Source organism: Virgibacillus dokdonensis, from assembly GCF_900166595.1.
GTDB lineage: Bacteria > Bacillota > Bacilli > Bacillales > Amphibacillaceae > Virgibacillus > Virgibacillus dokdonensis.
Window position 1 is genome coordinate 2,819,695 of sequence record NZ_LT745763.1, and the last position, 25,997, is coordinate 2,845,691.

General features: G+C 36.1%; 26 protein-coding genes. 6 read left to right on the forward strand and 20 right to left on the reverse strand.

What is annotated here, in order from left to right; translation table 11 throughout:
• Positions 1 to 162: 162 nt before the first annotated feature.
• The 11 genes from flaG to B2C77_RS14900 form a co-directional block, all read right to left on the reverse strand.
• Positions 163 to 522: a flagellar protein FlaG gene (gene flaG / locus B2C77_RS14850; RefSeq protein WP_077705340.1), complete on the reverse strand. Its 360-nt coding sequence runs from the start codon at positions 520 to 522 to the stop codon at positions 163 to 165.
• A gap of 140 nt (positions 523 to 662) precedes the next feature.
• On the reverse strand, positions 663 to 884 hold the full coding sequence (gene csrA / locus B2C77_RS14855; RefSeq protein WP_077705343.1) for a carbon storage regulator CsrA: 222 nt from the start codon (positions 882 to 884) through the stop codon (positions 663 to 665).
• 2 nt (positions 885 to 886) lie between these two features.
• A complete protein-coding gene (gene fliW, locus B2C77_RS14860) occupies positions 887 to 1,336 on the reverse strand; it encodes a flagellar assembly protein FliW (protein ID WP_077705345.1) in 450 nt (149 codons plus the stop codon).
• Positions 1,337 to 1,626: 290 nt separating this feature from the next.
• Positions 1,627 to 2,178, reverse strand: coding sequence for a DUF6470 family protein (locus B2C77_RS14865; protein WP_254844046.1), 552 nt, complete (start codon positions 2,176 to 2,178; stop codon positions 1,627 to 1,629).
• A gap of 88 nt (positions 2,179 to 2,266) precedes the next feature.
• The gene (gene flgL / locus B2C77_RS14870) at positions 2,267 to 3,148 is read right to left on the reverse strand and encodes a flagellar hook-associated protein FlgL (protein WP_077705351.1); all 882 of its coding nucleotides are present in this window, start codon (positions 3,146 to 3,148) and stop codon (positions 2,267 to 2,269) included.
• 8 nt (positions 3,149 to 3,156) lie between these two features.
• Entirely contained in the window at positions 3,157 to 4,683 is a 1,527-nt protein-coding gene (gene flgK, locus B2C77_RS14875) for a flagellar hook-associated protein FlgK (RefSeq protein WP_077705354.1), read from the reverse strand.
• 14 nt (positions 4,684 to 4,697) lie between these two features.
• Positions 4,698 to 5,189 carry a flagellar protein FlgN gene (locus B2C77_RS14880; protein WP_176087337.1) on the reverse strand — a complete coding sequence of 164 codons (492 nt, stop codon included), beginning with the start codon at positions 5,187 to 5,189 and terminating at the stop codon, positions 4,698 to 4,700.
• Between the two features lie 25 nt (positions 5,190 to 5,214).
• The gene (flgM, locus tag B2C77_RS14885; RefSeq protein WP_077705360.1) at positions 5,215 to 5,478 is read right to left on the reverse strand and encodes a flagellar biosynthesis anti-sigma factor FlgM; all 264 of its coding nucleotides are present in this window, start codon (positions 5,476 to 5,478) and stop codon (positions 5,215 to 5,217) included.
• 264 nt (positions 5,479 to 5,742) lie between these two features.
• A complete protein-coding gene (locus B2C77_RS14890; RefSeq protein ID WP_254843980.1) occupies positions 5,743 to 6,189 on the reverse strand; it encodes a TIGR03826 family flagellar region protein in 447 nt (148 codons plus the stop codon).
• Between the two features lie 27 nt (positions 6,190 to 6,216).
• Entirely contained in the window at positions 6,217 to 6,897 is a 681-nt protein-coding gene (locus B2C77_RS14895; protein WP_237342764.1) for a ComFC family protein, read from the reverse strand.
• Positions 6,894 to 8,306: an ATP-dependent helicase ComFA gene (locus B2C77_RS14900; protein WP_077705366.1), complete on the reverse strand. Its 1,413-nt coding sequence runs from the start codon at positions 8,304 to 8,306 to the stop codon at positions 6,894 to 6,896. The genes B2C77_RS14895 and B2C77_RS14900 overlap by 4 nt, the downstream gene beginning before the upstream one ends.
• A gap of 412 nt (positions 8,307 to 8,718) precedes the next feature.
• Between B2C77_RS14900 and B2C77_RS14905 the strand changes: the two genes are divergently transcribed.
• Positions 8,719 to 9,066 (forward strand): SCP2 sterol-binding domain-containing protein, encoded by a 348-nt coding sequence (locus B2C77_RS14905; protein WP_077705369.1) that lies wholly within the window; start codon positions 8,719 to 8,721, stop codon positions 9,064 to 9,066.
• A 3-nt stretch (positions 9,067 to 9,069) separates the two neighbouring features.
• On the opposite strand, the gene B2C77_RS14910 is transcribed toward B2C77_RS14905, so the two are convergent.
• Positions 9,070 to 9,855, reverse strand: coding sequence for a helix-turn-helix transcriptional regulator (locus tag B2C77_RS14910; protein WP_176087338.1), 786 nt, complete (start codon positions 9,853 to 9,855; stop codon positions 9,070 to 9,072).
• 237 nt (positions 9,856 to 10,092) lie between these two features.
• Here B2C77_RS14910 and B2C77_RS14915 point away from each other — a divergent pair, with 237 nt between their 5' ends.
• A complete protein-coding gene (locus B2C77_RS14915) occupies positions 10,093 to 11,286 on the forward strand; it encodes an IS256 family transposase (RefSeq protein ID WP_077701822.1) in 1,194 nt (397 codons plus the stop codon).
• Positions 11,287 to 11,552: 266 nt separating this feature from the next.
• On the opposite strand, the gene B2C77_RS14920 is transcribed toward B2C77_RS14915, so the two are convergent.
• Positions 11,553 to 12,164: a hypothetical protein gene (locus tag B2C77_RS14920; RefSeq protein WP_077705374.1), complete on the reverse strand. Its 612-nt coding sequence runs from the start codon at positions 12,162 to 12,164 to the stop codon at positions 11,553 to 11,555.
• A 375-nt stretch (positions 12,165 to 12,539) separates the two neighbouring features.
• On the opposite strand from B2C77_RS14920, the gene B2C77_RS14925 reads away from it, so the two are divergent.
• Both B2C77_RS14925 and B2C77_RS14930 read left to right on the forward strand, forming a co-directional pair.
• Complete coding sequence (locus tag B2C77_RS14925; protein ID WP_077705376.1) at positions 12,540 to 13,697, forward strand: DUF5011 domain-containing protein; 1,158 nt, start codon at positions 12,540 to 12,542, stop codon at positions 13,695 to 13,697.
• A 247-nt stretch (positions 13,698 to 13,944) separates the two neighbouring features.
• Entirely contained in the window at positions 13,945 to 16,443 is a 2,499-nt protein-coding gene (locus B2C77_RS14930; RefSeq protein WP_077705379.1) for a YhgE/Pip family protein, read from the forward strand.
• A 79-nt stretch (positions 16,444 to 16,522) separates the two neighbouring features.
• Here the strand turns inward: B2C77_RS14930 and B2C77_RS14935 are convergent, their stop codons facing one another.
• The 3 genes from B2C77_RS14935 to B2C77_RS14945 all read right to left on the reverse strand — a co-directional run bounded on the left by B2C77_RS14935 (position 16,523) and on the right by B2C77_RS14945 (position 19,915).
• Positions 16,523 to 17,368, reverse strand: a complete 846-nt coding sequence (locus B2C77_RS14935) for a DegV family protein (RefSeq protein ID WP_077705381.1) — start codon at positions 17,366 to 17,368, stop codon at positions 16,523 to 16,525.
• Between the two features lie 518 nt (positions 17,369 to 17,886).
• Entirely contained in the window at positions 17,887 to 18,579 is a 693-nt protein-coding gene (locus B2C77_RS14940; RefSeq protein WP_077705384.1) for a response regulator, read from the reverse strand.
• Between the two features lie 196 nt (positions 18,580 to 18,775).
• Entirely contained in the window at positions 18,776 to 19,915 is a 1,140-nt protein-coding gene (locus tag B2C77_RS14945) for a sensor histidine kinase (protein ID WP_077705387.1), read from the reverse strand.
• Between the two features lie 585 nt (positions 19,916 to 20,500).
• Between B2C77_RS14945 and B2C77_RS14950 the strand changes: the two genes are divergently transcribed.
• Entirely contained in the window at positions 20,501 to 21,133 is a 633-nt protein-coding gene (locus B2C77_RS14950; protein ID WP_077705390.1) for a YigZ family protein, read from the forward strand.
• A gap of 228 nt (positions 21,134 to 21,361) precedes the next feature.
• Here the strand turns inward: B2C77_RS14950 and nagB are convergent, their stop codons facing one another.
• The 4 genes from nagB to B2C77_RS14965 form a co-directional block, all read right to left on the reverse strand.
• On the reverse strand, positions 21,362 to 22,087 hold the full coding sequence (gene nagB / locus B2C77_RS14955; protein ID WP_077705393.1) for a glucosamine-6-phosphate deaminase: 726 nt from the start codon (positions 22,085 to 22,087) through the stop codon (positions 21,362 to 21,364).
• A complete protein-coding gene (gene nagA / locus B2C77_RS14960; protein ID WP_077705395.1) occupies positions 22,065 to 23,270 on the reverse strand; it encodes an N-acetylglucosamine-6-phosphate deacetylase in 1,206 nt (401 codons plus the stop codon). Before nagA ends, nagB begins: the two co-directional genes overlap by 23 nt.
• A 274-nt stretch (positions 23,271 to 23,544) precedes the next feature.
• Positions 23,545 to 23,697 (reverse strand): hypothetical protein, encoded by a 153-nt coding sequence (locus tag B2C77_RS21735; RefSeq protein WP_162985848.1) that lies wholly within the window; start codon positions 23,695 to 23,697, stop codon positions 23,545 to 23,547.
• A gap of 490 nt (positions 23,698 to 24,187) precedes the next feature.
• Positions 24,188 to 24,481: a helix-turn-helix domain-containing protein gene (locus tag B2C77_RS14965; RefSeq protein WP_367946643.1), complete on the reverse strand. Its 294-nt coding sequence runs from the start codon at positions 24,479 to 24,481 to the stop codon at positions 24,188 to 24,190.
• Positions 24,482 to 25,014: 533 nt separating this feature from the next.
• On the opposite strand from B2C77_RS14965, the gene B2C77_RS14970 reads away from it, so the two are divergent.
• Positions 25,015 to 25,962: an LCP family glycopolymer transferase gene (locus B2C77_RS14970; RefSeq protein WP_331804331.1), complete on the forward strand. Its 948-nt coding sequence runs from the start codon at positions 25,015 to 25,017 to the stop codon at positions 25,960 to 25,962.
• Positions 25,963 to 25,997: the final 35 nt, after the last annotated feature.

Sequence of the window (25,997 nt, forward strand, 5' to 3'; positions counted from 1 at the left end):
TAGAAAAACTTTGCTTTCCGCAAATCTTTTATGGCGGAAAAACGCCATCATTTTACTTATATTCTAAAATTTTATACTCTCTAAAACTTAAGAGAGCAAATTACCGTTTTTCTTCGACTATAAAATCTCCCCTCTCGATATACAAAAGCCACTTTAAACGTTTTATATTTTCTCATCGATTAATATACCCATATATTCCGCCATATCTGCATACATATCTAGCATTTTTTTCGGAGGTATTTCTTTTATAACTTCATCTGTTAATGGATTGACTACTGTCACATAGTATTCATTCAGCTTTTCATGAAACTTAAAACGTAGATCTGTTCGGAACGGCTCAATAAATTCGTTCCATTTTTCTACAGCTGTTTTCAGCTTATCTTTTGTCACGACCATGGACGGACGAATAGCATCGGCTCGACTTTGATCGTTGTTAGTTGTCTCCTTCTTAACCGCTTGCCGATCGTTACTCTGTTCTTGTAACTTAGGATGTGACCCGGTCCCAATGCGCTCTAATCGCATATTCATTTGCTCCACAACCTTTTTATTTTTATATCGGATTAACTGTACAATTATTTAATCTGTTTAATAAAAATGCTATTAATGAAGAACTTATAACAATACGACAAAATATTTTAGCGTCTGGTTTGTTATGAAACTATCTATGTATTATCTTTTAAAAGATTCACTATTTCATTTGGAATATTTGCCGCTTTATTGTTTTCATGAGTGATATCTAAATAGAGTTCTTTACGATAGATATCTACAGATGAAGGAGCACTAATGCCGATTTTCACTTGATCGCCTTCCATACCAAGCACTTTTATTTCAATATCTTCACCGATTTGGATGGCCTCATTACGTTTACGAGTTAATACAAGCATATTTATTCTCCCTTCGCCATTAAAGGATCGTTTACAGTAATCGGCTCTCTCGTGTTGTATTGGTTCGTCTTAATTACAAACTGCTTTCCACACCAGTTGTTTGCATTAATAATTATCGGAGCTTGCAAATTAATCGTGCTATCCTTAAAAGGCTTCTTTAGAGTGACAATCGATAATACAACGATATCCGTTTCGTCTCCCAGTTTTAATGCTTGTACAATACTGTCGTCCAATTCAAATGTATAATCTGTATACATATGGTAGGGATTAATGACAATAAATGCTATCTCTTTTTCTTTCATGGATTGTAATAATTGGAATACAGATGGCTTAGGAAAATCAATTAAAACAAATTCTGTTTCTTGAGGAAATCCTAATACACCAGTTGGAAAATGAATAACCCTAGCAAAATCAATATCCATCTCTCCAAAATATTTTGTCATTATAAGCATAATTGTACTCCTTCCATTTCTTTAACTGATCTAATAGATTGCAAAACATGATGTTTTAATTAAGTTAGATGACCGTACTGTTACGCTTGTTGTAGTATGGATATTACTCTTGCAACAGCAAATTTACAATATCCTGTATGCAAAGACAAACCTCATTATTAAGTGAATCTCAATTCGTCGGGGTTTCTTCCCCCCAATGACCTAAAGCCTTTTTACAAAAAAGGGCTTTAGGTGAAGTTATTTCCTAATTAGACTTCAGCTTCTATCTTCCCATTCTTGAAGTGCGAATCTTATAACACCTTATCTTCAGGATAAACGACTTCAATCTGCAAATCTTGGTATTGCTTCATTCTTGTCAATACATCTCCAGGTACATAGTGATGCTCAGCTGAATTTGTTTGGACCTCAATATTTGGCTTTTTTGCTTGTACATCTATATGAAGTTCTGCTGGTTTATAGTCTATTTTCACTGAAAACGGAGAAGGGATAAAAGCTATTCCTAACCGTTTCATTGGTGTATATGCATTCATTTTTGCTTGAGATATTAGCGGATTTCCTTTTTGCTCAATCTTCATTAGTTCTGTTCCTTGCTGCGCGCGTCTCTCTATTCCCTCTAAAACGGCTTGTTTCCCTTCTCTTGCAAATTGATCATTTCTTTGGAAAATAGACATTAAATTCGCATCGGCAAATGCCTTTGTTTGATCAATAGTTAACTTACTAGGAGTTGTCCGCATACTCACTTCTGCCTTAGGCTGTTGAATTGATATGTCTGCTTTTGGTTGCCGGATTGTTTGTTTTGGTTTCGTTTGTTGCAGTTCAATTTGAGCCATTTGGGATGTCATTTTCAATTGAGGAATATTCATGCGTCATCGTTCCTTTCGTATTCATAACGGAAACCCTGCCACCTAACAAAGGGACAGGGTTATGTTATTATCTCAAGAAATCAACAAGGGTCGGCTGGATAATTCTAGAACCCGTTGATAATGCGGCGCGATGTAAAAATTCCTGCGTAATTAAATTAGTAATGGCTTCACTATAATTAATATCCTCATTATCGGACATCATTTTTGTAGCCATTATTTTCTGATCACCCAGTCTATTTTCCACGAGTTCCAAACGATTCATGCGAGCACCCAAGCCTGCTCTTGTATCAATAATTTGATTAATTCCTGTATCAAGTTCCTCAATACTTTCGCCAATGACCTCTTCAATACCATCCATGTCATGATTATCAAGCTTTTGAATAAATGAATCGACTGTATCAAATAGACCATTACCGAATACAGCTCCTCCGTCCACGTTAGCTTGTAATTCTAAACCAGCAGCAATAGGAATATTAACAGGATCCGTATTAGGTGAAAAAACGCCATTTTGATCAAATGGTGAATTGGTCGTATCCGTCCCATTGAATATGTATTTACCATTCACTTTTGTATCTGCTATACTAATTAAATGCTCTTTCAATTGTTTAGCTTCTTCTTTTATACTCTTGTATTCTTCATCATCATTCGTTCCATTACTTGCCTTAACTGCTAATTCCCGTAACTTTTGCATTGCCTTTGTGGCCTGATCAAGCGCTGCATCTGAGTTATCCATCCAATTATGTGCCTCGCCTGTATTCCGTAAATACTGCTCCGCTTCATTTTCCTGTCTACGATAATTAATCCCCTTCATTGCTACAACTGGATTATCGGAAGGACGATTTATTTTTTTCCCTGTTCTTACTTGTTCCATATACGTATCCAACTTCGTATAGCTATTGGACAAATTCCGTAACATGTTATTTGAAAGCATACTCTGCGTAATTCTCATACTACCATCTACCTCCCAACAAGACCCATATTATTAATGACACGGTCTAGCATTTCATCAATGGTTGTCATACTTCGTGCAGCAGCGTTATAAGCATGCTGAAATTTAATCATGTTAGACATTTCTTCATCTAAGGAGACACTGCTCACTGACATCCGTTGTTCTTCTACTTGCGATTTTAAGATCCCTGTATTTTCTGTCATCCGTTTAGCTTCTTCGGCTTCTACACCCATTTCTCCAATTAACGAATCATAAAAACTATTAATCGATGTATTCTCGCCTAACGGATTTCCAGCTAATGATTTATCCGTAAATACTTCAGAAAGCGCTAAGGCATTTGCTCCTTCTCCATCCGTTTCATTTGTACTTGCAGCAATGTTATCTGGCTCATCCATAATAAGTTGGTTTACCGTAATTCCAGCAGCACCGCTCTTACCGTTTTTAAAGACGAAGAAATCAATACCGTCCGTTCCATCCAAAGCTTTTCCACTTCTATGTACACGATTAAATTCCTTAGCCATTTCGGTTGCCATTTTATCTAAATTTGTTAACATATCCGTGTAAGTGCCTTGAATTGCCCCATCACCGTCTAAATCATGACCATAAGAATCAATGAGACCTCCTAAGGTTCCATTTGATTCAAGAATATTGACTGTTTCTCCATTTACACTTATTCCGGTTACTGATGCATAAGGATCAGAGCCATACTCCACAGTAAACTCATTAATCTGCTGTTGCTCAGATGTTCCGTTTATTAAAACGACATTAGGTTGAAAAGAATTACCAGTGTTATCTACAACTTCAATGGAGGCTATTCCATCGGCTATCTTTGGCGAGCTTTCAGAGCTTTTAGAGTAGGTGACTTTTATATTCATTTTACTGGATAATTTATCAATGAGGTTATCTCTACGATCGTATAGATCATTAGGTAAATAACCATGTGGCTCAAGCTCACTAATTTGTTCGTTCAAACTGCCAATTTGTCGTAATAATGAATTCGTTTCTTTCACAGTTGTATCGATTTGATTTTTTAAGTCTGATCGATGGGAAGATAACGATTTAGATAAATGCTGAAAAGTTTCTGCTACTGCCATGCCACGGTTTGCAACAACGGACCTAGCTCCTGAATTATCAGGATTAACCGCCAATTCTTGCAGTGAATTCCAGAATTTCTCCATTGTACTTGCTAATCCGTTGTCAGATGGCTCATTTAATACTGTTTCCATTCTACTAAGAGCTTCTGATTTTGAAGTCCAAAAACCTGATCTACTATTTTCAGACCGAAATTGATAATCTAAAAATTTATCGCGTACGCGTTGAACAGAACCAGCTTCAACACCTGTGCCTATTTGTCCAGGTATTTCAGGACGGTTTCTTGAAGCAGCAGGGTAAGCAGTCGTCGTTTCAAAATTAACCCGTTGCCTCGTATAGCCTTTTGTATTCGCATTGGAAATATTATGTCCCGTTGTATATAATGCTGATTGTTGCGCAAACAGCGCCCGTTTTGCCATTTCTAATCCATGAAAACTACTCATCTTACGGCCTCCTATTAAACCTTTGAGTCAAATAAAGACTGTTTAGATCTTACTTGTTTTTCCTTATCCGTTCCATAATTCATTGATTCAATTGTTGGATTCATTAGATCAAGAGAAAAGTGAACAAATTGTAAAGACTGTTGAATTAACATACGGTTCAATTGCTCTTGTTGTTTCAACTGCGCCATTGTCCTCATTAGCTCCGTTGTTAGTTCGATTAACTGCTCTTTGTCTTTTTCAGATTCCACTTGAGATAAAAGCGTCGTAACAGTTTGCTCTTGCTCCTGAGGCTGATTAACCTCAAACCAAGTAGCCATATATTGTTGTCGTTCTTTCTCTACTTTCTCCATTTTTCTAGACAGTTTACGCTCTCTAGCTATAATAGATGATAATGTATCCACATCGCCGTTCTTTACAACGTTTGTTTTCGTCTTTGAGAGATCGACGAATTCTACATGCAAATGTAATAATTTTTCTAATATGTCTATAAGAGTTTTTAAGCTCAAGCAAACCCTCCTTTCCTTCCCTTCATTACTTTCCAGTAAAGAAATCGATTAATTTCTGTGCTGTTTGATCATAGTTCATTTTGTATTCACCAGATTCTATCATTTCTTTTAATCGATCTATTTTGGCAGTTCTTGTTTTATTTTCCCTATTGTCCTCATGCAACTGTTTTGCTTCATTTGATATTTCTAATTGGTCTTTTTTCATTGTTTGTTTAACTTCCATTTGTTTAGGCAGTTGTTGTTTATGGTATGGGTTAAAGTCAGATTGATTAGGCCCATTTATTTTCATTTCCACTCCACCTCTTTAAGAGCAAATTCCAATGATTATATGTTAACTTACTTCTATTATCGGATTACATCATCAATTATTAAAGCTATTATTTACAAGTGATTGATCTATGTTATTAAAACGTGAATCTTCAATCTTGGGCGTTTTCTTTCATTGCTCCAGTTAGACTAGGACAGCTTGACGGTTATATTTCTTGATTAGGAATTTGTCCACACCCTTTTTCCGACATAGATATAGGATACTTACTACCACATTCCAATTTTATTAATCATCAAACGAGTAATACGTTTTTTGTCTCTCTTTGTCTTCTTCTATTCGTCTTTCTTTTTGCGCTTCATACTGTTGTAAGTCTTTTTTTAATTTCTCTCTACAAGAGATACATAAATTGCCTGCAGTGATGTAGTTACCACAATGACTACATGGATAACCAATGTTCGGGAACTCAGATGGCAATAAACGTTTTTCTTTAATAAATTTAATAATTAATTCCTCATCTACACCTGTGTTTTCAACAATTTCAGACATTGTCGCTTCTCTATTTTTTCGTTTGGACATAAATTGATAAACGGTTCGAAACGCTTCCTCCTCTTGTTGGTAGCAATTTTGACAAATTGTACGTGCTCCTTTTAAGAATAAACGATCACAACGAGAACAGTTTGCTAATTCTGCCATAATAGATCCCCACTTTCCATTGATATCCGCTTCAAGCATTTTCTCATATTATAACACGGTCATACATTAGCTTCGAATAAGTGTAAAGGATAATACATTGGGGCAGCCTTGCTCTAACAATACTTTAGCAGCGTGCCTCAATGTCACTCCTGTCGTATATATATCATCGACTAAAATAACCGGTTTGTTAAGCGGTTTTTTTAATCTAAAAGGATTTACAGAATTCAACCTTTCTTCTTTTGATTTTTTTGCTTGTTTTTCACTCCCGATCCGTTCTAAATAATTCGCTTTTGGGATAGGGAGAAACTCAGCTAACATGGCTGCTTGATTAAATCCACGCTCCTCTTGTCTTTCTTCACTTAAAGGAATCGGCACTGCTACATATGCCTTTGAAGTAGTCTTTATCATGCGTTTAAAGTGGATACGAAATGTTTTTTTAAACACATTACCAAGTTCATAATCTCCTTGATACTTCCATTTCGTGATGATTTCTTGCATAAAATTACTATACGGGTAAACCGAATAGTTACTAGCTAAACTATCCTTTGAAGGAGCTTTTTCCCAATGGATACAGTCCAAACATTTCCCTTCCGTACTCGAACGACTGCATCTTGTGCAACGTGGGCCATCTATTGCCACTAATAACTGATTGCAAGCATCACAAATAACTTTTGCTTCTGGATAAAGCATGGTTCTCCACGTTACTTCAGGGAGAATATTCTTTTCACAAAGTAGACATGTCATCATGTAAATCCTCCTAGTTGATTCATTCTTTTAATTAAGCGAATGGCTCGCACCATGGCATTTGTTTTTCCATCATGAAAGAAAACGACTTCCCCGTCAGGATCTTCTGCGCTTCTTCCTGCCCGTCCTGCAATCTGAACGAGCGCTGCTTCATCAAATACAGAATGACCAGCGTCTATGATAGCCACATCAACAGAAGGAAAAGTTACGCCTCTTTCTAAAATGGTCGTGGTGACTAATACTAGGAGCCTTTTATTTCGAAATTGAGAAATTTTTCGTTCCCTTTCAGGATCAGATGCATGTACAGAAGTTATTTCCGATGCATCTTTAATTATTTTCTGGTTAAAAAGAATAGTATATATATGACTAACTACTTTTTCTGTAAGAGAGATAGTTGGAAGGAAAATCAAGAGTTGACGTTGCTTGTTTTCTCGCTGACAAAGCCATCGGATAAATGCTCGAGGAGCGGTTCCCTTTTGTAATTGCTTGTGTAGAGAAAAGCACATGCACATCTGAGGAACAGGGAGCGGATAACCGTGATAACGGGTTGGCACAAAAACATGTTTCAACTGATTCCACTGTAGTTTACGTCGTTCTTTACGTCTAGGAGTAGCAGTTAAATAAATCATTGTACCTGAAGGCTTTAAAGCTCTTTCTGTCGCAAAGGCCAAAGAAGTATCTGCATGATATGGAAAAGCATCTAGCTCATCAATAATGACCACATCAAATGCATGTTCAAAGCGTAAAAGTTGATGGGTGGAAGCAATAATGATTTGCGAGGTGCCTCTCTTTTCCTTGCTACCTCCGTATAACGCTTGAATCAGTATGGTTGAAAAAGCTTCTTGTATTCTCGGAAGTAGCTCCCTTACTACATCGACTCTCGGAGTAGCAAGACAAATGCGCATCCCTTGCCGTAAAGCTGCTTCAATACCAGCAAATAGCATCTCTGTTTTTCCAGATCCGCAAACAGCCCATACTAAAAGCGAGGATTCTTGCTGCAAAATAGCATCACGGATTGTTTCAGAAGCCTTGGATTGCGCACCAGTAAGTTGACCTTCCCATGTACAAGCCCACTCATGCTTTTGCCAACAAGCTGGCTCACCATTCCACCGATACAGTGGTTCTGTCTCCATTACTCGTCCCATTTGGATGCAATTACGACAGTATGCAATAAGGCGTTTCTGATTAAGATCATGCATGTTGGAGAATTGAGATTTTTTTCGATTTCCGCAACGTCGACATATTTTGATAAACGGGGTTTTCATGATAGATGGGATAGGGGTCAATATGTTTTGCTCGAGAGAGGCGTGGAATAGTTCTTCATCAAGAGGAATTTCTTTTCGGAGCAGTAATTTTCCATCACAATGTTTGACAAGTTCTAGATATAGCGAAGTAGTAAGTTTTTCTATCATCTTTATCTCCTTTGATTGTATTAATTATAGAAAGTAGGATAGATAGCAATAGGGGTACATTTTTTTGAAAAACCTGGATTTTTACCAAATCTTTATCGCAGAACAACGGCAGTGTTTTTCTTATAATCTAAACCTTAAAACTTTTTGCTCACCTATACTTACCTATAGGAAAACAAAAATTTATAATTACTTATCTGCTGACATATGGTGTTTAGAGAGGGTATATAGTCAATCATAGCAAATGAAATAGGGTTTATAAAGTGACAATTGCAAGTTTTCTTTCGCGCAACTATAAGAGGAGATTTTCTCTAGAAAATTTCGTTAAAAACCCTACTTTATTCGTGCTAGTACAAAATGATACGAACTTTTATAATTTAAACGAATTGAGCTCTTATAAGGAGGATATAATTATATGTCACAAACCGCTAACCTGCTTAAGAAAATGACGAAAGCTCTAAAAGAAGATACTTCCTTAATAGATGATATGGATGTCGTCTATCAGTTTAATTTTAAAAGCGATTATCCAACCACTTATCAACTACTATTACGCGGAAAAGACAGTTATGTTGTAGAGGGAAAAACAAAAAAAGCAGATTGTATTTTATTTATGAAAGAAGAGCATTTTCTTCAGCTAGCGACAGGTGAATTAACCGGGACTAAGGCGCTCTTTACTGGTAAGTTAAAAATGGAAGGCAATGTGAAATTGGCCTTAAAATTAGAGCATATTCTATCTGCTTATAATCAACATAAGACCGTTTAAATTTTAAATGATCCCTTTTCTAATTGCATACGCAACCGCTTCTGTCCTGTTTTTCACCTCCATTTTTCGCATAATTGCCGTCATATAATCACGAACTGTATACTCGCTTAGATGTAATTTATCAGCCGCACTACTCGTTGACTCTCCTTCTGCCATCAGTGCTAAAACTTCAACTTCTCTCACAGTTAAGCAGAATGAGCGTTTATCTATATGCGGCTTTTTTTCGAACTTTCCAATCACTTCTCCTGCACTTTGTCCAAATTTAAGCAAAGCTGTGTATGCGTCTTGTGAGATAGAAAATTGGCTATAAGGCCCTTGATCAAGAATAGCTGCACCTATAAGTCGGTTATTTGAAGGCTGATACAGCGGAGCAACAACTATAGACTTCAATTGAAATTTATTAATGTATTCAATAGGAAAGCTTTCCTTTGCATCCGTAATGAAAAGAGGTTGCAGATATTTCATCCCCTCTCCAAACAATTGCAATAGCTTCATTCCTTTGTCAATCAAAGGAAGATTACGCACATCCTCCATTATTTCTTGAATTGCTTTATTATCAAATTGATGACCTAACAAGCCACTTCCCACTCTATCATCTGATGAATAGGAAAAAATACCACATCTTTCAAAAGGTAAATAATTAATGAAGCCTTGCGTAACTAATTTCACAGATTCATCAAATGTCTTTGCTTGAATAATGGATTCATAAAACATAATAACAGAGTCTTTCCATTGCTGTTCTTGACGAGGTGCCTTTAATCTCCTTGAACTGTTTTCAAATAATTGCAATATATAGTTTATAAAAGGAATTGTATAGCCAGCTCCTTTTCTATCTATACATATTAAAAGTGTACTATACTTATAGGGTATCGTAATCGTATTTTTATTATTGGAATATGGCATACTTGAGAGTGTAAAATATTTTGTGTAAATAGAAATACCAATTAAACAAGTTCATAGAAAAAGGAAGACCCTTTTTGTAGAATAAAGTTAGCACACAAAATTCACAGAAAAGAGGTCTTCCCTATGAACCATCTTACTACAGATTTAATTGAAGCACTAGCAAAAAAACAAGATATTGAAGAAGTTTTTCGCCGTCATCTAGAAGAAGCTATTAACCAATTACTAAAGCATGAATTAACTGTATTTCTGGATTACGAACCGTATGAACGCAAGGGAGTTCATTCAGGTAACTCTCGTAATGGGTTTTATGACCGTACTTTTAAGACGGAGTACGGTGAGCTACAACTTCGTATACCAAGGGATAGGAACGGAGAATTTCAACAACAAACAGTGGCTCCATATAAGCGTTCTAATGACACGCTGGAACAGTTTGTTATTCACCTTTATGAAAAGGGAATCACAACAGATGAAATCGCACATCTAATCGAACGAATGTACGGACATCATTACACCAAACAGACCGTATCTAACTTAACAAAATTGGTAGCAGAAGATGTACAAGCATTTCATGAACGTAAATTAGAAAACCGTTACGCATGCATTTACTTAGATGCTACTCAAATCCCTATCCGTCGTAACACGGTAGAGAAAGAGTCTGTATATATTGCAATTGGGATCACGGAAGACGGCATAAAAGAAGTATTAGACTTTACTATTGCACCAACAGAATCCGCACACGTATGGGAAGAATTGATGCAGGAACTATATCAGCGTGGTGTTGCAGACGTTCTGCTCTTCATCTCAGACGGTCTAACTGGCATGACAGATGCTATTCACCGTGTCTATCCTAAAGCAAAGCATCAGGTGTGCTGTGTCCATGTTGCCCGCAATATTGCTAAGAAGGTTCGTGTCAAAGACCGTGCAGAGATACTTAGTGACTTTAAAACGGTTTATCATGCCATAGACAAAAAAGAAGCCCTACAAGCGTTAGAACAGTTTCAAAGCAAATGGGAAAAGACATATCCACGTGTCATTGACGCAGTTGTAAAAAATGAACAATTATTAACATTTTATGAGTTCCCTGCCTCTATTCGACGGAGTATCTATTCGACAAATTTAATTGAAGCCTTCAATAAAGAAATAAAGAGATACGTCAAACGAAAAGAGCAGTTTCCAAACAAGGAGGCTTTAGAACGTTTTCTTGTCACGCGATTTCTAGAGTATAATCATAAATTCAGCATGCGCTGCCATCGAGGCTTTGATCAGGCAAAATCTGAATTAGTTGCCTTGTTCGAATCTCTGGAAAATGGGACTTAGAACCCGCCATCCTTGACCTTGTTTACGGTCGTGGTGTATATCTACTGGCGGGTGCAGAAAATATAGCCACATAAGGCTCCACCCGCTTTTTTATGGTACCACGACCGTACTCTTCTATACTCTCGCTGGCAGGGTCCCCTATGCCCAACACAGCGAATCACAAAGAAGAGGCACAAGGTCAAGGACAAGCAGCTAACGCTGTGGCTATAGAGATTTCCTGATTATTTATTCAGAGTTAACATCTACAAAAGGGGATTTACACAAAATTATTGACACACCCGCATACTTTTTAATAGTTCTTCTGTTAAATTAAAAAAGGTGCTAGCTTTAAAATCATGAGATGGACGATTCCATTGTTTATTGCTCTGAAACCATTTGCTGATGTAAAATACTTGCTCATTTTTTTCCACGACTGCTAACCAATCAATTGGAAATTGTTCCGAATTTACAAGTTGATCTAGAAAATCATCTATAGTAAATAGAAAATCTTGTTTATCCGTAAGTATATGGTCCCGCATCTTCATAAACACATATTGAATGGCTTGCAGGTCACTATAATCATAGTTTGACTTCCGTTTAACTACCCTATGGACAGCAATTTCCATTAAAGTAATAACAAATTGGTTCATGGGCTGACTTACAGATTTCCTCTTCCCTACTTCGTTTATTTTAATTAATAGAGCTTCTTTATCATATTGAGAATCAAAGATTAAATCTGAAAGCACTTGTAATGAAATAGGGATTTTTGCTAACTTCGTTTCACCACTTTCAAAATAACCTGAAACTTGTTTCCAATGATACTCAATTTGTTTTTGGTTTTCTCTTATTAAACATAAACCATACTGAAAAAAAGTATCCATATATTGGTCTAACCGCATTACTTTCGCCTCTTTTCTTTTTTTAGATAAAAGTTAATAACCACCACCTCACGAACGATGAATGATTATTCATTCATAAATAGACGACATCCTATAATTTTAGGGGGATTATTGCCGCATTTTTTGAAATGCTACAATTTTCGGAATTGAATAGATAACAAAAAGAATCTACAGTTAGATTAACATCTTCAGTATAACAGATATGATTTTTCATTTCTGTACTATAACTGAATTTATATTAACAAAAATTAAAAAGGTTTACAACACGATGGAAACATTGTTCAAAGGAGCGTGATATCAAAAAATGCAATTTAGAAAGCATTGTAAATAAAAAAGGAGGAGATTCTCATTCATAAATTCTCAAAAAAATTGATCATGGTAGTGTTGAGCTTTTTTATTGTGTTTTTCTATAGTGGTGGAATGAAGACGGCACATGCCCAAGAAACAACAAAATCATTTAATTATGTATGTACAGCCAATACTTCTTTTGGTGAGATAGCTATTAATATGAACGTTACACCAACTGCCACAGTACCAAATAAAGTACAAGCCAATCAGGAGTTTTCTGTTTCTAATATACAGACTACTATTGGTGTAGACTTAACCGGACAAATCGAACCATTAAAGGGATTTATTAACCCATTTAACGGTCATGTAAATCAATTGAATTTAACATCGCCAAGTGAAACAGTGAATGTGTTTGGTTCGGAAGGAGTGGCTATTCCCGAGACGCCATTTGATCCCAACGATACCCTGATTTCCTTTCAAATTAGTGGCAATGATACGAATTTCAATGCAGGAGAGGATGATGTAAACATTCATGTAGGTGAAATAGAAGCAGAAATTTATGCAAAATTAGGCACGACACCAATTGATCTACCTGTCACTTGTACCCCTCCAGAAGATACACTGTTTACAACAGTAAAAGTGGAAGAAAAGCTGGATAATCAAGCACCTGTTATTACGTTAAAGGGTGATAACCCAATGACTATAAAAGTTGGAGAAACATACAACGATCCAGGAGTCATGGCTAAAGATGAGATAGACGGGGATCTAACTAAGCAAGTAATAGTTTCTGGTGATCTGAATACTGAAAAACTAGGCGAATACAGCATTACATATACAGTAGAAGATAAAGCCGGAAATCAAGCGACAGCTACTCGAATTGTATATGTAGAAGCTGCAGAACCAGATGACGATGAAAAGCCGGGGGATGGTGAAAAACCTAGTGACGATGAAAAGCCAGAGGATGATGAAAAACCTAGTGACAGTGAAAAGCCGAGCGACGATGAAAAACCGGGTGACGGTGAAAAGCCAGGGGATGATGAAAAACAGGATGATGGCGAAAAACCGGGGGATGATGAAAAACCAGAAGAAAATAATTTAGGTGCAGGAAATGATGACAATAAACCTGGTAACGGCGTAGTGCTTCCAAATACTGCAACGAATATACCGTTCATATTATTAATCGGTGCAATACTTCTAACAGCAGGCGCGTCCATACCTTTGTTTAGAAAATATATTTTTAATTAAACAAGGAAATTGGCAGTGAAAATCTGTATTGATTTTCATTGCCTTTTTAGAAAAAGTGCTAATAAAATCCTTTTCCTAATTTATAATCTTCAAGAAAATAGATAAATTCGACCTGTAGCCAATCCTTATAGGGGAAAGTTTCTACAAACCTTAAAATTCTAAACTGCCCACTGTACAAATGAAGTGCCTGCTTACAAGCATTTGAACAACCCTGAAGCCAACAAGATAACTTAAAGGAGGATATGATATGGGAAAAGCGGGTTATATTTCCGCAGAAATAAAACGTATTTTCCAAAATAAACATGTAATTCTCACCGTCTCTTTAGCTATATTCGTCCCACTTCTATATGCCATGATTATGTTGTCACCAAAATGGGGTCCTTATGACAATACGAATAATTTACCAGTAGCAGTAGTAAACAATGACCAAGGTGCCATGTCAGATGGTGAGCGTCTAAACATCGGCGATAGTTTAATGACTAGCTTGAAGGAAAACAAATTGCTAGGCTGGGAGTTTGTATCGTCCAAAGAAGCGAAAAAAGGCATGGATAATATGAAATATTATATGACGATTGAAGTTCCAGAAGACTTCTCAACAAAAGCCTTGACCGTTCTCGATGATGAGCCAATAAGACCTACATTACATTACATGCAGAATGAAGGGCTACACTTCATGGCAGCACAAGTTACTAATAAAGCTGCTGAATCAATAAAAACGCAGTTATCTACACAAATAACCACAACATATGTAGAAAATGTAGTCGCTCAATTAAAAGAAGTATCAAGTGGATTTACAGAAGCCTCAGATGGTGCGAAACAGATCAATCTTGGGTCTAATAAACTAAAAAATGGGTCTGAGCAAATTCTAGATTCTTTAAATGAAAAATCCTCCGATATCAAACGATTAGCAAATGGAGCTCAACAATTAGAAGATGGGTCCCAAACGATGAAAGAATCGCTGGTTTCTAAACAGGAAAATATAACGAGTCTTGCTAAGGGTGCGCGAGAATTAAATATAGGAACAGGCACACTTTTAAACAACTTACAAAATAAAACAAATGATGTCACAAAATTAGCTAATGGCTCTTCACAGGTACATGAAGGAACGATACAGTTAATGAACGCTTTAAATGAAAAATCAGCTGATATTGCTCGTCTATCCAATGGGGCTTCCGAATTAGCAGATGGAGCGAACGAACTACGTACTGGTTCCACAAATTTATTGACAGGCGCAAAACAAGCAAAAGATGGAACAACACAACTGAAAAATGGGCTTAGTGAAAGGATTATCCCCGGAAGCGAACAATTAGCTACAGGAGTTCAACAAGCCCAAGCAGGTGTTCACGATACCATTCAATCCATGCAAAGCTTACAAGCAGCGCTTCAAGAATTACCCAACAGTGTTGACGGACTAGAAGATAATGCTTTATACAACATCATTATGGCTCAACTAAATGAAACTTTAAAAACAAGCCCACAAAAACAAAAAGATTTTCAAAAGCTTGTTAACGGAGCAAATCAATTACGAGACGGCCTAAAAAATGAGCTAAGTGTAGGTGTGACCGATTTGAACAGTGGTCTTAAGCAACTTGTAGAAGGTCAACAACAATTTCAAAACGGTGTAATTGAACTAGAAAAAGGAGCGACTGAAGTAGCAGCTGGTAATAAAACCGTAGAAGCAGGATGGAAAGAGTTACAGACAAACGTAGCTACATTACAGGAAGGAACCAAGCAAATAAAAGACGGGAATCTAACTGTAAAAAGTGGGTGGAGTGAGCTTACAGCTGGTACGAAACAATTGCTTAATGGCTCCAGACAAGTACGTGATGGAAACAAGACAGTAGAGATTGGGTGGCAAAAATTGACCGCTGGTGCAATAGAACTGGAAGATGGTTCTAGTCAAGTAAGCGCTGGAAATCAAACTGTAAAACAAGGCTGGGAAACGTTAACAGATGGGGTTTCACAAGTAGACGGTGGCCTAGCAAATTTATCTGATGGAAGTGAAGAATTACAAGCAGGTTTAGAGGGAGGTGCTGCGAAAACGAACAATTTAAACACTACCCAAGAAAATATTTCCATGTTTGCGGAACCTGTTGTTTTAGATGGCGAAGTAATGAACAGCTTTCCTTTTTACCGTGATTCAAACGCACCATACATTTTAACATTAGCGCTTTATGTTGGCATTTTAATTATGTCCTTTGCAGTTAAATATCGCACTCCTGTTATTATTCCTCCATCAGCAACAGCTTGGTTTACTGGCAAAGCTATAAAGCTAATAATGCTTGCTATTCTACAAGCATTAATCCTATCTTTATACACACTCGTTTTCCTAAATTTAGATGTGCAAAGCGGTGTTTCTTTCGTCTTGTTTTCTATTATGGTAAGCTTAACTTTCTTAATGATTATTTTATTCTTAGTAAGTGCAGCTGGAAATGTTGGGAGATTTATAGCATTGGCATTCGTTATCCTGCAATTGTCCACAACCGGATCACCCTTACCAGTTGATATGCTCCCAGAAGGATTACGTCAGATGAGTACTTTCTTACCATTTACGTATTCGCTTGAAAGTTACAGAAGTATTATATCTTTAGGCATAACCTCCAATACATGGGAGAGTGTTGGCGGTCTATTCTTATATTTTAGTATTTTCGCATCACTCGCTATGAGTGTGTTCTATATTCGATTCAAATTTATGAGAAAACAAATGCATTATCAAAATAGTGATGCTAAGGAATCCGTTAGCTAACAAAACTGAAAAGAGCCTCCTTTATAAAGAGGCTTTTTTTTACTTAAAAATTTTATACTATCATAGCGTGTAACAAATGCTATTTCTGCTTATACCATGTCACACCCAATGCACCTTCTCCAAGATGTGTGCCAATAACAGGTCCAAAATAACTGATAGTCGTTTCAGCGTCAGGGTATTTTTTTAAAAATCGTTGTTCCAAATCAAGAGCGTCAACTTCATTATTTGCATGAACAAAGGCTACCTTGATTGCCCCACCTTCAGAAGCATCTTTTTCCAGCATATCAAGTATCCGCTGTAGCGCTTTTTTCTTGGTACGAATTTTTTCGTATGGCACAATTATTTTATCTACAAAATGAAGAATTGGCTTTACTTGTAGGACACTACCTAAAATGGCCTGTGCCCCATTAAGACGTCCTCCACGATGTAGATTACTTAAATCGTCTACCATAAAATATCCACGCATCGTTTGCTTCATCTCATCGAATCGACGGATAATTTGCTTAGGCTGTTTTCCTTTTTGCACCATATCTACTGCTTCTAATACATAAAAACCTTGCGCCATACAACTAATTTCCGAATCATATGCATAAACTTCAATTCCGTCTACCATTTCACCAGCACTTACTACCGCCTGATATGTACCACTAATGCCACTAGAAAGATGGACGGAAACAACCGCATCATATTCTTTAGCCAAATCCTCTAAAACATTTGTAATATAACCAATCGAAGGCTGTGAAGTTTTTGGCAGTTCGTTCGTTTCCTTTAATTTTTGATAAAACTCTTCCGTTGTAATGTCAATTTCTTCCTGATAAGAAGTGTCCGTAAACTGGACACTTAATGGCACCATATGTATATTAAATTTATTTCGTATTTCTTTGGGTATATAGGCCGTGCTGTCTGTCATTACAGCAACTTTCATGCAAACCTTCTCCTCTTTATATAGTCTTTGCTTTTATATACTAGTACAACAATCCTATTATATTCTACATGAAATTAATAAAAAATGCATGTTTTAGATAAAGGAAGTATGTGTCAAGTTTTTCTCAACATAGTTACAACCTCTACATTTCCAGCACTCTATTTATGCACACTTTTAGTGATTTATAATACAATAATTTTTTTAAATACATGTAAGCGAAATGTAGCTAGTGACCGCTCTCGCTATATACACTGCAGACTCCCTCCATGGATATGGAAAATCTCTTTAGATTAGGAGTTGTATTTTGATGGTAGTTTTCATTCATTATCCCCGTTTCCTATACTATTAAAAAACTACCTTATGACAGCCACCGTTTTTCTGATCTTATACCTCCGATAGTGCAAAAAAAAAGACACTTCTGAATAGAAGTGACGTTTTCTTATGGTTTGATTGGCTACACTTCGCCTTGTTTAAATGGTAGCTTCATATACGAATAAGTAGAAGAAGTAGAGTGCTTACTAGATTACTTCTACCCACCCTTTGCGGATAGCAGCAACAACAGCCTGTGTTCTATCATTAACATTCATTTTTTGTAGAATATTACTCACATGGTTTTTTACTGTCTTTTCGCTAATATAAAGTGTTTCAGCTACAGCGCGATTGCTTTTTCCATCTGCCAATAATTGTAATACCTGGCACTCTCTTTTTGTTAGTAAATGGAGTGGTTGCCTATATTCTATACCATTTTCCGCTAATGACGATAGATTGTCTTTTGCTAGTCTGCGATACTCCATCACTAAGTTATGTGTCACTTTTGGATGCAGATAAGAACCGCCATCACTGACAACCTTAATCGCTTCGATCAATGCCTCTGAATCCATTTCTTTTAATAAATAACCTTGTGCCCCAGTTTTTAGAGCGTGGGTAACATAGCTCTCATCATCATGGATCGATAAAATAATGACGCTTGTATTTGGAAAATAACGGACAAGATCCTTGGTTGCCTGAACTCCATTCATATTTGGCATATTAATATCCATTAACACGACATCTGGGTTATTTTCCTTTACAAGTTTGGCAGCCATTGAACCGTCATCGCCTTCTGCCACTACTTCAAATGCCGGTTCAAAATCCAATATTCTTTTTACGCCTTCACGAAATAATTTATGGTCGTCTATTAAAACAATACGTATTTTTCTTTCCTCAGTCATTATAATAGTTCCTCCTGCATCAAAAATAAATTTCTTTCCCCTGGAATTCCTTATGATAGAATCAAATATTATCTATATCTAGACTTACCTACGATGAATAAGCTTCTTCCGAAGTTAGGGTTTGTTAATATCTTCCTTAGAGCAAAAAACTTCTGTTTCATATCGGAATTTTAGAGTGTTCTATTTTATTATACCGTTATACAGACGTATAAGGAACCTTTATGTAAATAGTTGTTCCTTTTCCTATGCTTGATGAGATATTCATTTCACCTTCAAGCATCTCCACTCTTTCTCTCATACCAATTAATCCAAATGATTTATCTTTTTTTAACGAAGGGTCGAACCCTACCCCATTATCTTTAATTACCATCGTTAAATCACTTTTTCCTATATCCAATTTCACTTGAATTAAAGAAGCTTCTGCGTGTTTTACAGCATTTTGTAAAGCTTCTTGTACTAATCGAAAAACAGCAATTTCATATTTTTGATGCAATCGCTTTTTCTCTCCAAATGCATGAAATTCAATTTTCAAATTATTATAGTCTGCGGTGGTAGAGATATATTTTTTCATGGTAGGAATTAAACCTAAATCATCCAAAGCCATCGGACGGAGGTCATAAATAATTCTTCTTACTTCGTATAAGGAGGAGCGTATCATCTCACGAACACTTTTGATTTCTACCAGTGCTTGATCTACGTCTTGATTAAGAAAAGTACGTTCTACCAGTTCAGATCGCAATAGTATATTCGCGAGCATTTGTGCTGGTCCATCATGAATTTCCCTGGAAATTTTCCGTCGTTCTTCTTCCTGGGCTTCAATAATTTTTAAGCCAAATTCCTGTTTTTCTTTTGCTTCTTCAAGCATTTCATTTACTTGTTTAAAGTCATCATGTAAATAGTTAAGAACCACAGATATTTTACCAGCTAACCCTTCAGCCCGTTCAATGGTTTGTGCAAGAGAAATTAATCTTCTCTCTAAATCATCTCTTTTTTCACGCAGTACACTTTCTTCCTGACGCAACATGGCTAGTTTAGTCTGCATAGAATGTGTCTTTTCATATACTTCTCTTATCTCGGCTTCAGAGTATCTATCGAAATGCTTACTCACTTCAGCTAGTCTCCTACGAGAAAAGCGAACTTTTTGTTCCAAATCGTCACCATCATTAATATGTTGTGCTACCCTTATTTTTGTATCTTGCAACTCTTTCACAAGATGTTCATGCTCTTTTCTTGCTTCTTCACTAATACTAAAAATTTCATCTTTACTATTTTGCACTACTTCAATCATCTCATGAATAATATAATCTAAAACTCGATCGCTAATTCTTTGCGCCATCATTTCCCACCAACCTATGTTATAATTATACGCAAACTGTCCAACTTTTTATAGGGTCTTTTAGCATACATAAGAAAGACGTAAAATGCATCTTTGTACTCAATTTATAAATACAACCGGACCTCTATTCCTACTTTTTACTATAAAGTGAATCTTCAATACGTGTGGTTTTCTTTAACCCCCACTGATTCTTTAAATGAACAAAGGTGCTGTTATCACCCAATTAGGCTTGTTCAGCTCACATCTTTTAATGCTTGAAATGAGAGCTTTACAGCACTTTATACCCGGGATAAAAGGACATGTTTATACATTTTTGTAAAGCCGTTTTTTCCATAGCTTATAAAAGAAAATCTTGTGAATGAAAGATTCACTTTATGATGTATATCCCTTTTTCTACTCTATAAAACCTTTGTTGTAGGTTATATAATTTTAATTTTTTATCGCTAATGTGTTTGAAAATACTTTATTTGTAGGATTTATGTAGAAAATTCGAGAATATACACTGTTTGTTAGCACTATAATCCGACGGTTTACAAAACGAATATATCTTATTTTATCACGCAAATACCAAGGAGGAAATGGAAATTGCTCGATCGTTATTATACTGTAAAACGAGAAGGTCAAGACGAAATTATAATACAAAAATCTAGGTTTATTGGCTATGTTAAAAGAGTTGAAACGGAAGAAGATGCACAAAAATTCATTCAAGAAATAAAGAAAAAACATCATGATGCAACACACAACTGCTCTGCTTATATAATAGGAGAACACGACCAAATTCAAAAAGCGAATGATGACGGAGAACCTAGCGGAACAGCAGGAGTGCCTATTCTAGAAGTACTGAAGAAACAAAAATTGAAAGATACTGCAGTTGTTGTCACACGTTATTTTGGAGGTATTAAGCTTGGAGCAGGTGGTCTCATTCGAGCATATGGGAGCACAACTTCACAAGCAATTAAAACAACTGGAGTGGTTAAGCGTCAGCGCATGCAAGGATATACGGTGACTGCGGATTATGGGTTATCTGGTAAATTAGAGCATGCTCTACGACAGTCGGAATACATCTTACACAAAACAGATTATACAGATCAAGTCACGTACCATGTTTATGTCGAAGTGGGAGCAGAAGCAGATTTGGAAGCTTTTATAGTTGAATTAACCAATGATCAAGCAAGAATAAACAAAACAGATACGACTTACCTTGAAATTGATGTATAAAAGCTGATTTTTATCCTTCCTATCATATAAAGGGAGCTCTTCTTTCAAAAGAGCTCCCTTGAAAATTGTTCTATTTTGTTGAAATATAGATGTAGACAAACTCACGTTTTGGCAAGTACAAAGAAATATGAACAGCACTTTGACTCCTCATTTATTCCTATCCCAACCTCAAACATTTGCTTACTGCTTCCCAAATTAAGAAACTCTTGCTAATAGAGAAGCCTTTTATTAAAGTAACTTACACGCTGCTTCGTCCGCTATAATAATAACATTATTATGGTTTTGCAATATGGAAGCTGGAAATTCTTCGCTTACTTTACCATTTACTACTCGTTTCAACGCTTCCGCTTTTCCTTCTCCAGAGACAAGCAATACAATTTGCTCACTCTCCATAATGGTTTCAATTCCCATTGTTATTGCTTGCGTAGGTACTTCATCAAGCGATATAAAAAAACGTGCATTAGCTTGACGCGTAGACTCATCCAGTTGAACAATATGCGTTCTGCTTGTGAACGGGGTTCCTGGTTCATTAAAACCAATATGCCCATTTAAACCTAGACCAAGAATTTGCAAATCTATATTACCTGCCTGTTTAATACGTTTTTCATAATTTATAGCTTCTTGATTAAGATCAAGTGCATTACCATTTGGCAAGTATGTTTGATGAGCTGGTATACCAAGATGATTAAATAGTTTTTCATTCATATAGTAGTTATAGCTATTAATATCTTCTTTTTCCAAACCTACATATTCATCAAGATTGAAAGTAACAACATGTTCAAATGATACTTTTTCCGCTTTATATTGGTTAATTAAATACTCATATAATCCTTCCGGAGTAGATCCTGTTGCCAAACCTAGTACTGGTTTTTCAAGCGCATTTACTTTTTCGATGACCATTTCTCCGGCACGTTCACTTAACTCTTCATAATTACGAACCTTCATTAATTCCATTTTCTCTATCTCCTTTAAATGCTATTTTCCCTCTGCAAAATGTATACTTAATATCCAAATGTTCATTCACAATGAGAACATCGGCATCTTTTCCTGGTGTGATACTACCTTTTCTATCATATATGTTTATTTGTTTGGCAGGATTTACAGCAGTCATTTCAATAATGTTATGCATAGAAGCTTCTGTTAATCGCAACATGTTTTGCGCACCTTCCTGCATTTTTAAAATGCTTCCTGCTAAAGTACCATTATCTAATACTGCTCTATCTGCAGAAACATGTACGGGCTGCCCACCTAACTCATACTCACCAGCAGGTAAACATTTTGCCCGCATCGCATCTGTAATTAAAAGTAGTCGTTTACTACCAATGTTTTGATAAATAAGTTGCAACATTTCTGGTACAACATGAATACCATCTGCAATGAGTTCTGCACGTAATTCTTTGAGTTGCATAGCTGCACCAACTGTGCCGATATCACGGTGATGAATACCGTTCATAGCATTACAAAGATGTGTAACTTGCTTAACCCCATGCTTTACAGCTTGTTGCATCATAGAAAAGTTAGCATTCGTATGACCTGCAGACACATTGACCCCATCAGCAGCTAATTTTTTTATAAACGCTCCATTCGAGTCAAGCTCTGGAGCCATTGTAATCGTTTTTATTTTGTTTCCAGATAGTTCCTGCCAGTGGTTGAATACGTCTATATCGGGATCTTTAATGTATTGTAATGGCTGAGCACCCGCTTTCTTCTTTTCAATGAATGGTCCCTCCAAATGCACCCCAACCACTTCTGCTTGACCAATTTTATTGACGTAATCACGTACATTTCTTAAAGCTGCTTCCGTTTGCTCAGGAGACTGTGTAATCGTTGTCGCTAAATAGCTAGTCGTCCCTTCTTTGGGAAGCGTTTTACTCATCGTATCTAAAGCTGCTTCGGTAGCATCCATCACATCCGAACCATTCGCACCATGAATATGTCCATCAATAAAGCCAGGGATTACAGATAAACCATTTGCATCTATCACTTGCGTTGCTTCAGGTAAACAAGCCGGAAAATCCCCATGTTGGTGAACAGAACTAATTTTCCCTCCATCTAAAAGCAAACTGCCATTTTTGATGATCGTCGTTTCTGTGAATATATTAGCGTTTTTAATGAACATAGGCAAAGTTTTATCCATTTCAGGTCGCTTCCTTCCTTTGATGTAAAATATGTATTCTGCTATATTGAAGCAAAATCACCATTATCTATTAAAAACATCATTTCCTTCATTAAGCACCATAATAACACAACTTGTGTTATACTTCACATTTTTTTATAATCATTTATCACTTTATGATTTGCTGAAAAATTTTTGCTATCAACATTATTTATACATTGATTTTCCCAAAAATATAAAACTTATAACATATGAAGAAGTAGCATCCCAGATATTGAAATACTACTTCTTAGTTTTAAGATTTAGGTGCTACTGAACTTGTTAACGTAATACTCCTTAATTCTTTAACAAGCATATTCACCATTTCTTGTGAAGAGTTTATATTTTGATTTTCTGTTTCTTGAATAACTTTCTTTAATAAATTTTTATACTTTTCCTGCTCACCCATTCATTTCCCACCTCTAAACTTCCATTTTGTGTAAATGAACCATTGACATGAAGCTTCAATAATTTTATAATTTTTTACCAAATCACTATAAATTCTACTAAACTTTACACAGTTATACAATGGTTTCACTATTTTTTTCAAGATTAAGAATATACATAATATTAACCCCTTATTACTTCATTGCTTTTCAAGTTGGTTGAAGTAGCTCATTTTGTGTTAAAAACACAATCCTTCGTTCCCGCTTTTATTTTATGATTAGTGAAATTTGGCTTATCGCCAAAACCGCATCCTTTAGAAGATAACCGGGAAATTTTTACGCTTTCGTTTGCCAAATATTTTCAGGCTATAATATTATATGTCACTAAAATAAAATTGGGAGTCACTCTAATAAAACACCGAATACTTTCCTAACGTGTAAACAAAAAAAGAATAATCCAGAACTTTTTACCGCTCTTTGGTTATTCTTTATTCATTCGCCATTTATTAAATTCTAAGTATTCTTTAAATGTTCTTTTATCATTCCCGATTCCATTGTTTCTTTAACAATTTCCAGCCACTCCTCATCATATTGTTCTGCTGCTAAACTTGTTTCCTCTTGTAACAACTCATTTATGGACACACCTAGTACATAAATTAATTTTTCAATGAACCGAATAGAAGGATTTTTCTGTAAACCGTGTTCAATGGAACTTAAATAGGATTTTTCTACACCAGTCTTTTCCGCTAATGCTGAAATTGACATTTTTTGCCTTTTCGTAATTCTTTTTATTTTTTCTCCAATCAATTCTTAATTCCCCCCCTTCTTTCAAATGGCATTATGCCATAACTTTTGACAATAGTTGTTTTTTTCCGAAAAATCATTTTATACTTTAATCCCTTCTCGGACATTACTTAAAAACAAACGAATACTTTATCTACATGTATATGCGGTTGCTTACAAAATTGAAAGGAGAGGAAAAATAGACGAATACGACTAATTTCGATATAATCAAACCGTAAATTAATTTTATAATTTGCCTCTTTAAATGATCATTTATACAGACAAATGCAATAAGGTGTAAAATATTAGCAAATAACACTAACAGACTTCTATCATCTTAAAAATGCTTTCAACTAAGCACATGTTCAACCTAGCAGCCCAAGTTGGGTTAAGGTAGCTCTATCATTTTCTTTAGAATTACTTTACTTATCACTAAATCATTATGGCGAAAAAGCGCCTTGGTTTTACTTTTAGAAATTTTATATACTTTATACAGTGTTAAAAATTCGTCTTCACACAAGGAATATAGCTAAGTTAACAAGAATAATGATATAGGAGTGAATTTATTGAGTACGAGAATGGAGAAAAGCAAAAAAAAGCGGAAATGGCCGTTATGGCTAGGTAGTATCTTTATAGCCATTCTTTTAATTGTAGGAGCAACTATTTTTTACATTTGGAATCAAATTAATAGCACAGTTGACACGATGCATAACCCACTTTCACGTGACAATGATCCAGAACGACAAAAAGAACTCGAAGCTATCTTTAAAGATACAAAAGCTGTGAACGTTTTACTGCTCGGAGTCGATGAACGAAGCGGTGATAAAGGAAGATCGGATACGATGATCCTTTTATCGCTTAATCCAAAAACGAATGCAATGAAAATGATAAGTATCCCCCGTGATACATATGTCAACATTCCTGGTAGAGGAAAAGATAAAATTAATCACGCATATGCGTTCGGAGATGTAGAACTATCCGTCCAAACCGTGGAGGAAAACTTTGATATTCCAGTACATTACTATGCCAGTGTCAACATGGAAGGTTTTAAACAAGGGATTGATGCATTAGGTGGAGTGACCGTCACGAATAAGACCGCTTTTTCTCAAGGGGGTTCTGAATTTCCAAAAGGTGACGTGCAATTAAACGGAGAACAAGCATTAGACTACATACGGATGCGAAAAAATGATCCCAGAGGTGACTTAGGTCGTAATGAACGACAGCGCGCAGTAATCATGGCTGCTATTAATAAAGGAGCTAGCTTTTCAAGCATTACTAAATTTGGAGATATACTTACCATACTCGGGGATAATGTCAAGACGAATTTGGACATGGATGATATGCAGACGTTATTCAGCAACTATCGAAACACGAGAAATAACATATCCACTATAGAAATTAAAGGGAACGGTCAAATGATCGGCGGGATTTGGTTTTATGTTGTCCCTGAGTCGGAGTTTAGTCGTGTACAGTCTGAGATTAAAACGCATATGGATGGGAAATAGTGTGGAATAAAGTAACATGAAAGGACTGTACGTCC

Coding starts and splice junctions, on each gene's coding strand:
- flaG (WP_077705340.1), bottom strand. CDS start 522: ATGCGATTAGAGCGCATTGGGACCGGGTCACATCCTAAGTTACAAGAA.
- csrA (WP_077705343.1), bottom strand. CDS start 884: ATGCTTGTATTAACTCGTAAACGTAATGAGGCCATCCAAATCGGTGAA.
- fliW (WP_077705345.1), bottom strand. CDS start 1,336: ATGCTTATAATGACAAAATATTTTGGAGAGATGGATATTGATTTTGCT.
- B2C77_RS14865 (WP_254844046.1), bottom strand. CDS start 2,178: ATGACATCCCAAATGGCTCAAATTGAACTGCAACAAACGAAACCAAAA.
- flgL (WP_077705351.1), bottom strand. CDS start 3,148: ATGAGAATTACGCAGAGTATGCTTTCAAATAACATGTTACGGAATTTG.
- flgK (WP_077705354.1), bottom strand. CDS start 4,683: ATGAGTAGTTTTCATGGATTAGAAATGGCAAAACGGGCGCTGTTTGCG.
- flgM (WP_077705360.1), bottom strand. CDS start 5,478: ATGAAAATAAATGGGCCTAATCAATCTGACTTTAACCCATACCATAAA.
- B2C77_RS14890 (WP_254843980.1), bottom strand. CDS start 6,189: ATGCTTGAAGCGGATATCAATGGAAAGTGGGGATCTATTATGGCAGAA.
- B2C77_RS14895 (WP_237342764.1), bottom strand. CDS start 6,897: ATGATGACATGTCTACTTTGTGAAAAGAATATTCTCCCTGAAGTAACG.
- B2C77_RS14900 (WP_077705366.1), bottom strand. CDS start 8,306: ATGATAGAAAAACTTACTACTTCGCTATATCTAGAACTTGTCAAACAT.
- B2C77_RS14905 (WP_077705369.1), top strand. CDS start 8,719: ATGTCACAAACCGCTAACCTGCTTAAGAAAATGACGAAAGCTCTAAAA.
- B2C77_RS14915 (WP_077701822.1), top strand. CDS start 10,093: ATGAACCATCTTACTACAGATTTAATTGAAGCACTAGCAAAAAAACAA.
- B2C77_RS14920 (WP_077705374.1), bottom strand. CDS start 12,164: ATGCGGTTAGACCAATATATGGATACTTTTTTTCAGTATGGTTTATGT.
- B2C77_RS14925 (WP_077705376.1), top strand. CDS start 12,540: ATGGTAGTGTTGAGCTTTTTTATTGTGTTTTTCTATAGTGGTGGAATG.
- B2C77_RS14930 (WP_077705379.1), top strand. CDS start 13,945: ATGGGAAAAGCGGGTTATATTTCCGCAGAAATAAAACGTATTTTCCAA.
- B2C77_RS14935 (WP_077705381.1), bottom strand. CDS start 17,368: ATGAAAGTTGCTGTAATGACAGACAGCACGGCCTATATACCCAAAGAA.
- B2C77_RS14940 (WP_077705384.1), bottom strand. CDS start 18,579: ATGACTGAGGAAAGAAAAATACGTATTGTTTTAATAGACGACCATAAA.
- B2C77_RS14945 (WP_077705387.1), bottom strand. CDS start 19,915: ATGGCGCAAAGAATTAGCGATCGAGTTTTAGATTATATTATTCATGAG.
- nagB (WP_077705393.1), bottom strand. CDS start 22,087: ATGGAATTAATGAAGGTTCGTAATTATGAAGAGTTAAGTGAACGTGCC.
- nagA (WP_077705395.1), bottom strand. CDS start 23,270: ATGGATAAAACTTTGCCTATGTTCATTAAAAACGCTAATATATTCACA.
- B2C77_RS21735 (WP_162985848.1), bottom strand. CDS start 23,697: ATGGGTGAGCAGGAAAAGTATAAAAATTTATTAAAGAAAGTTATTCAA.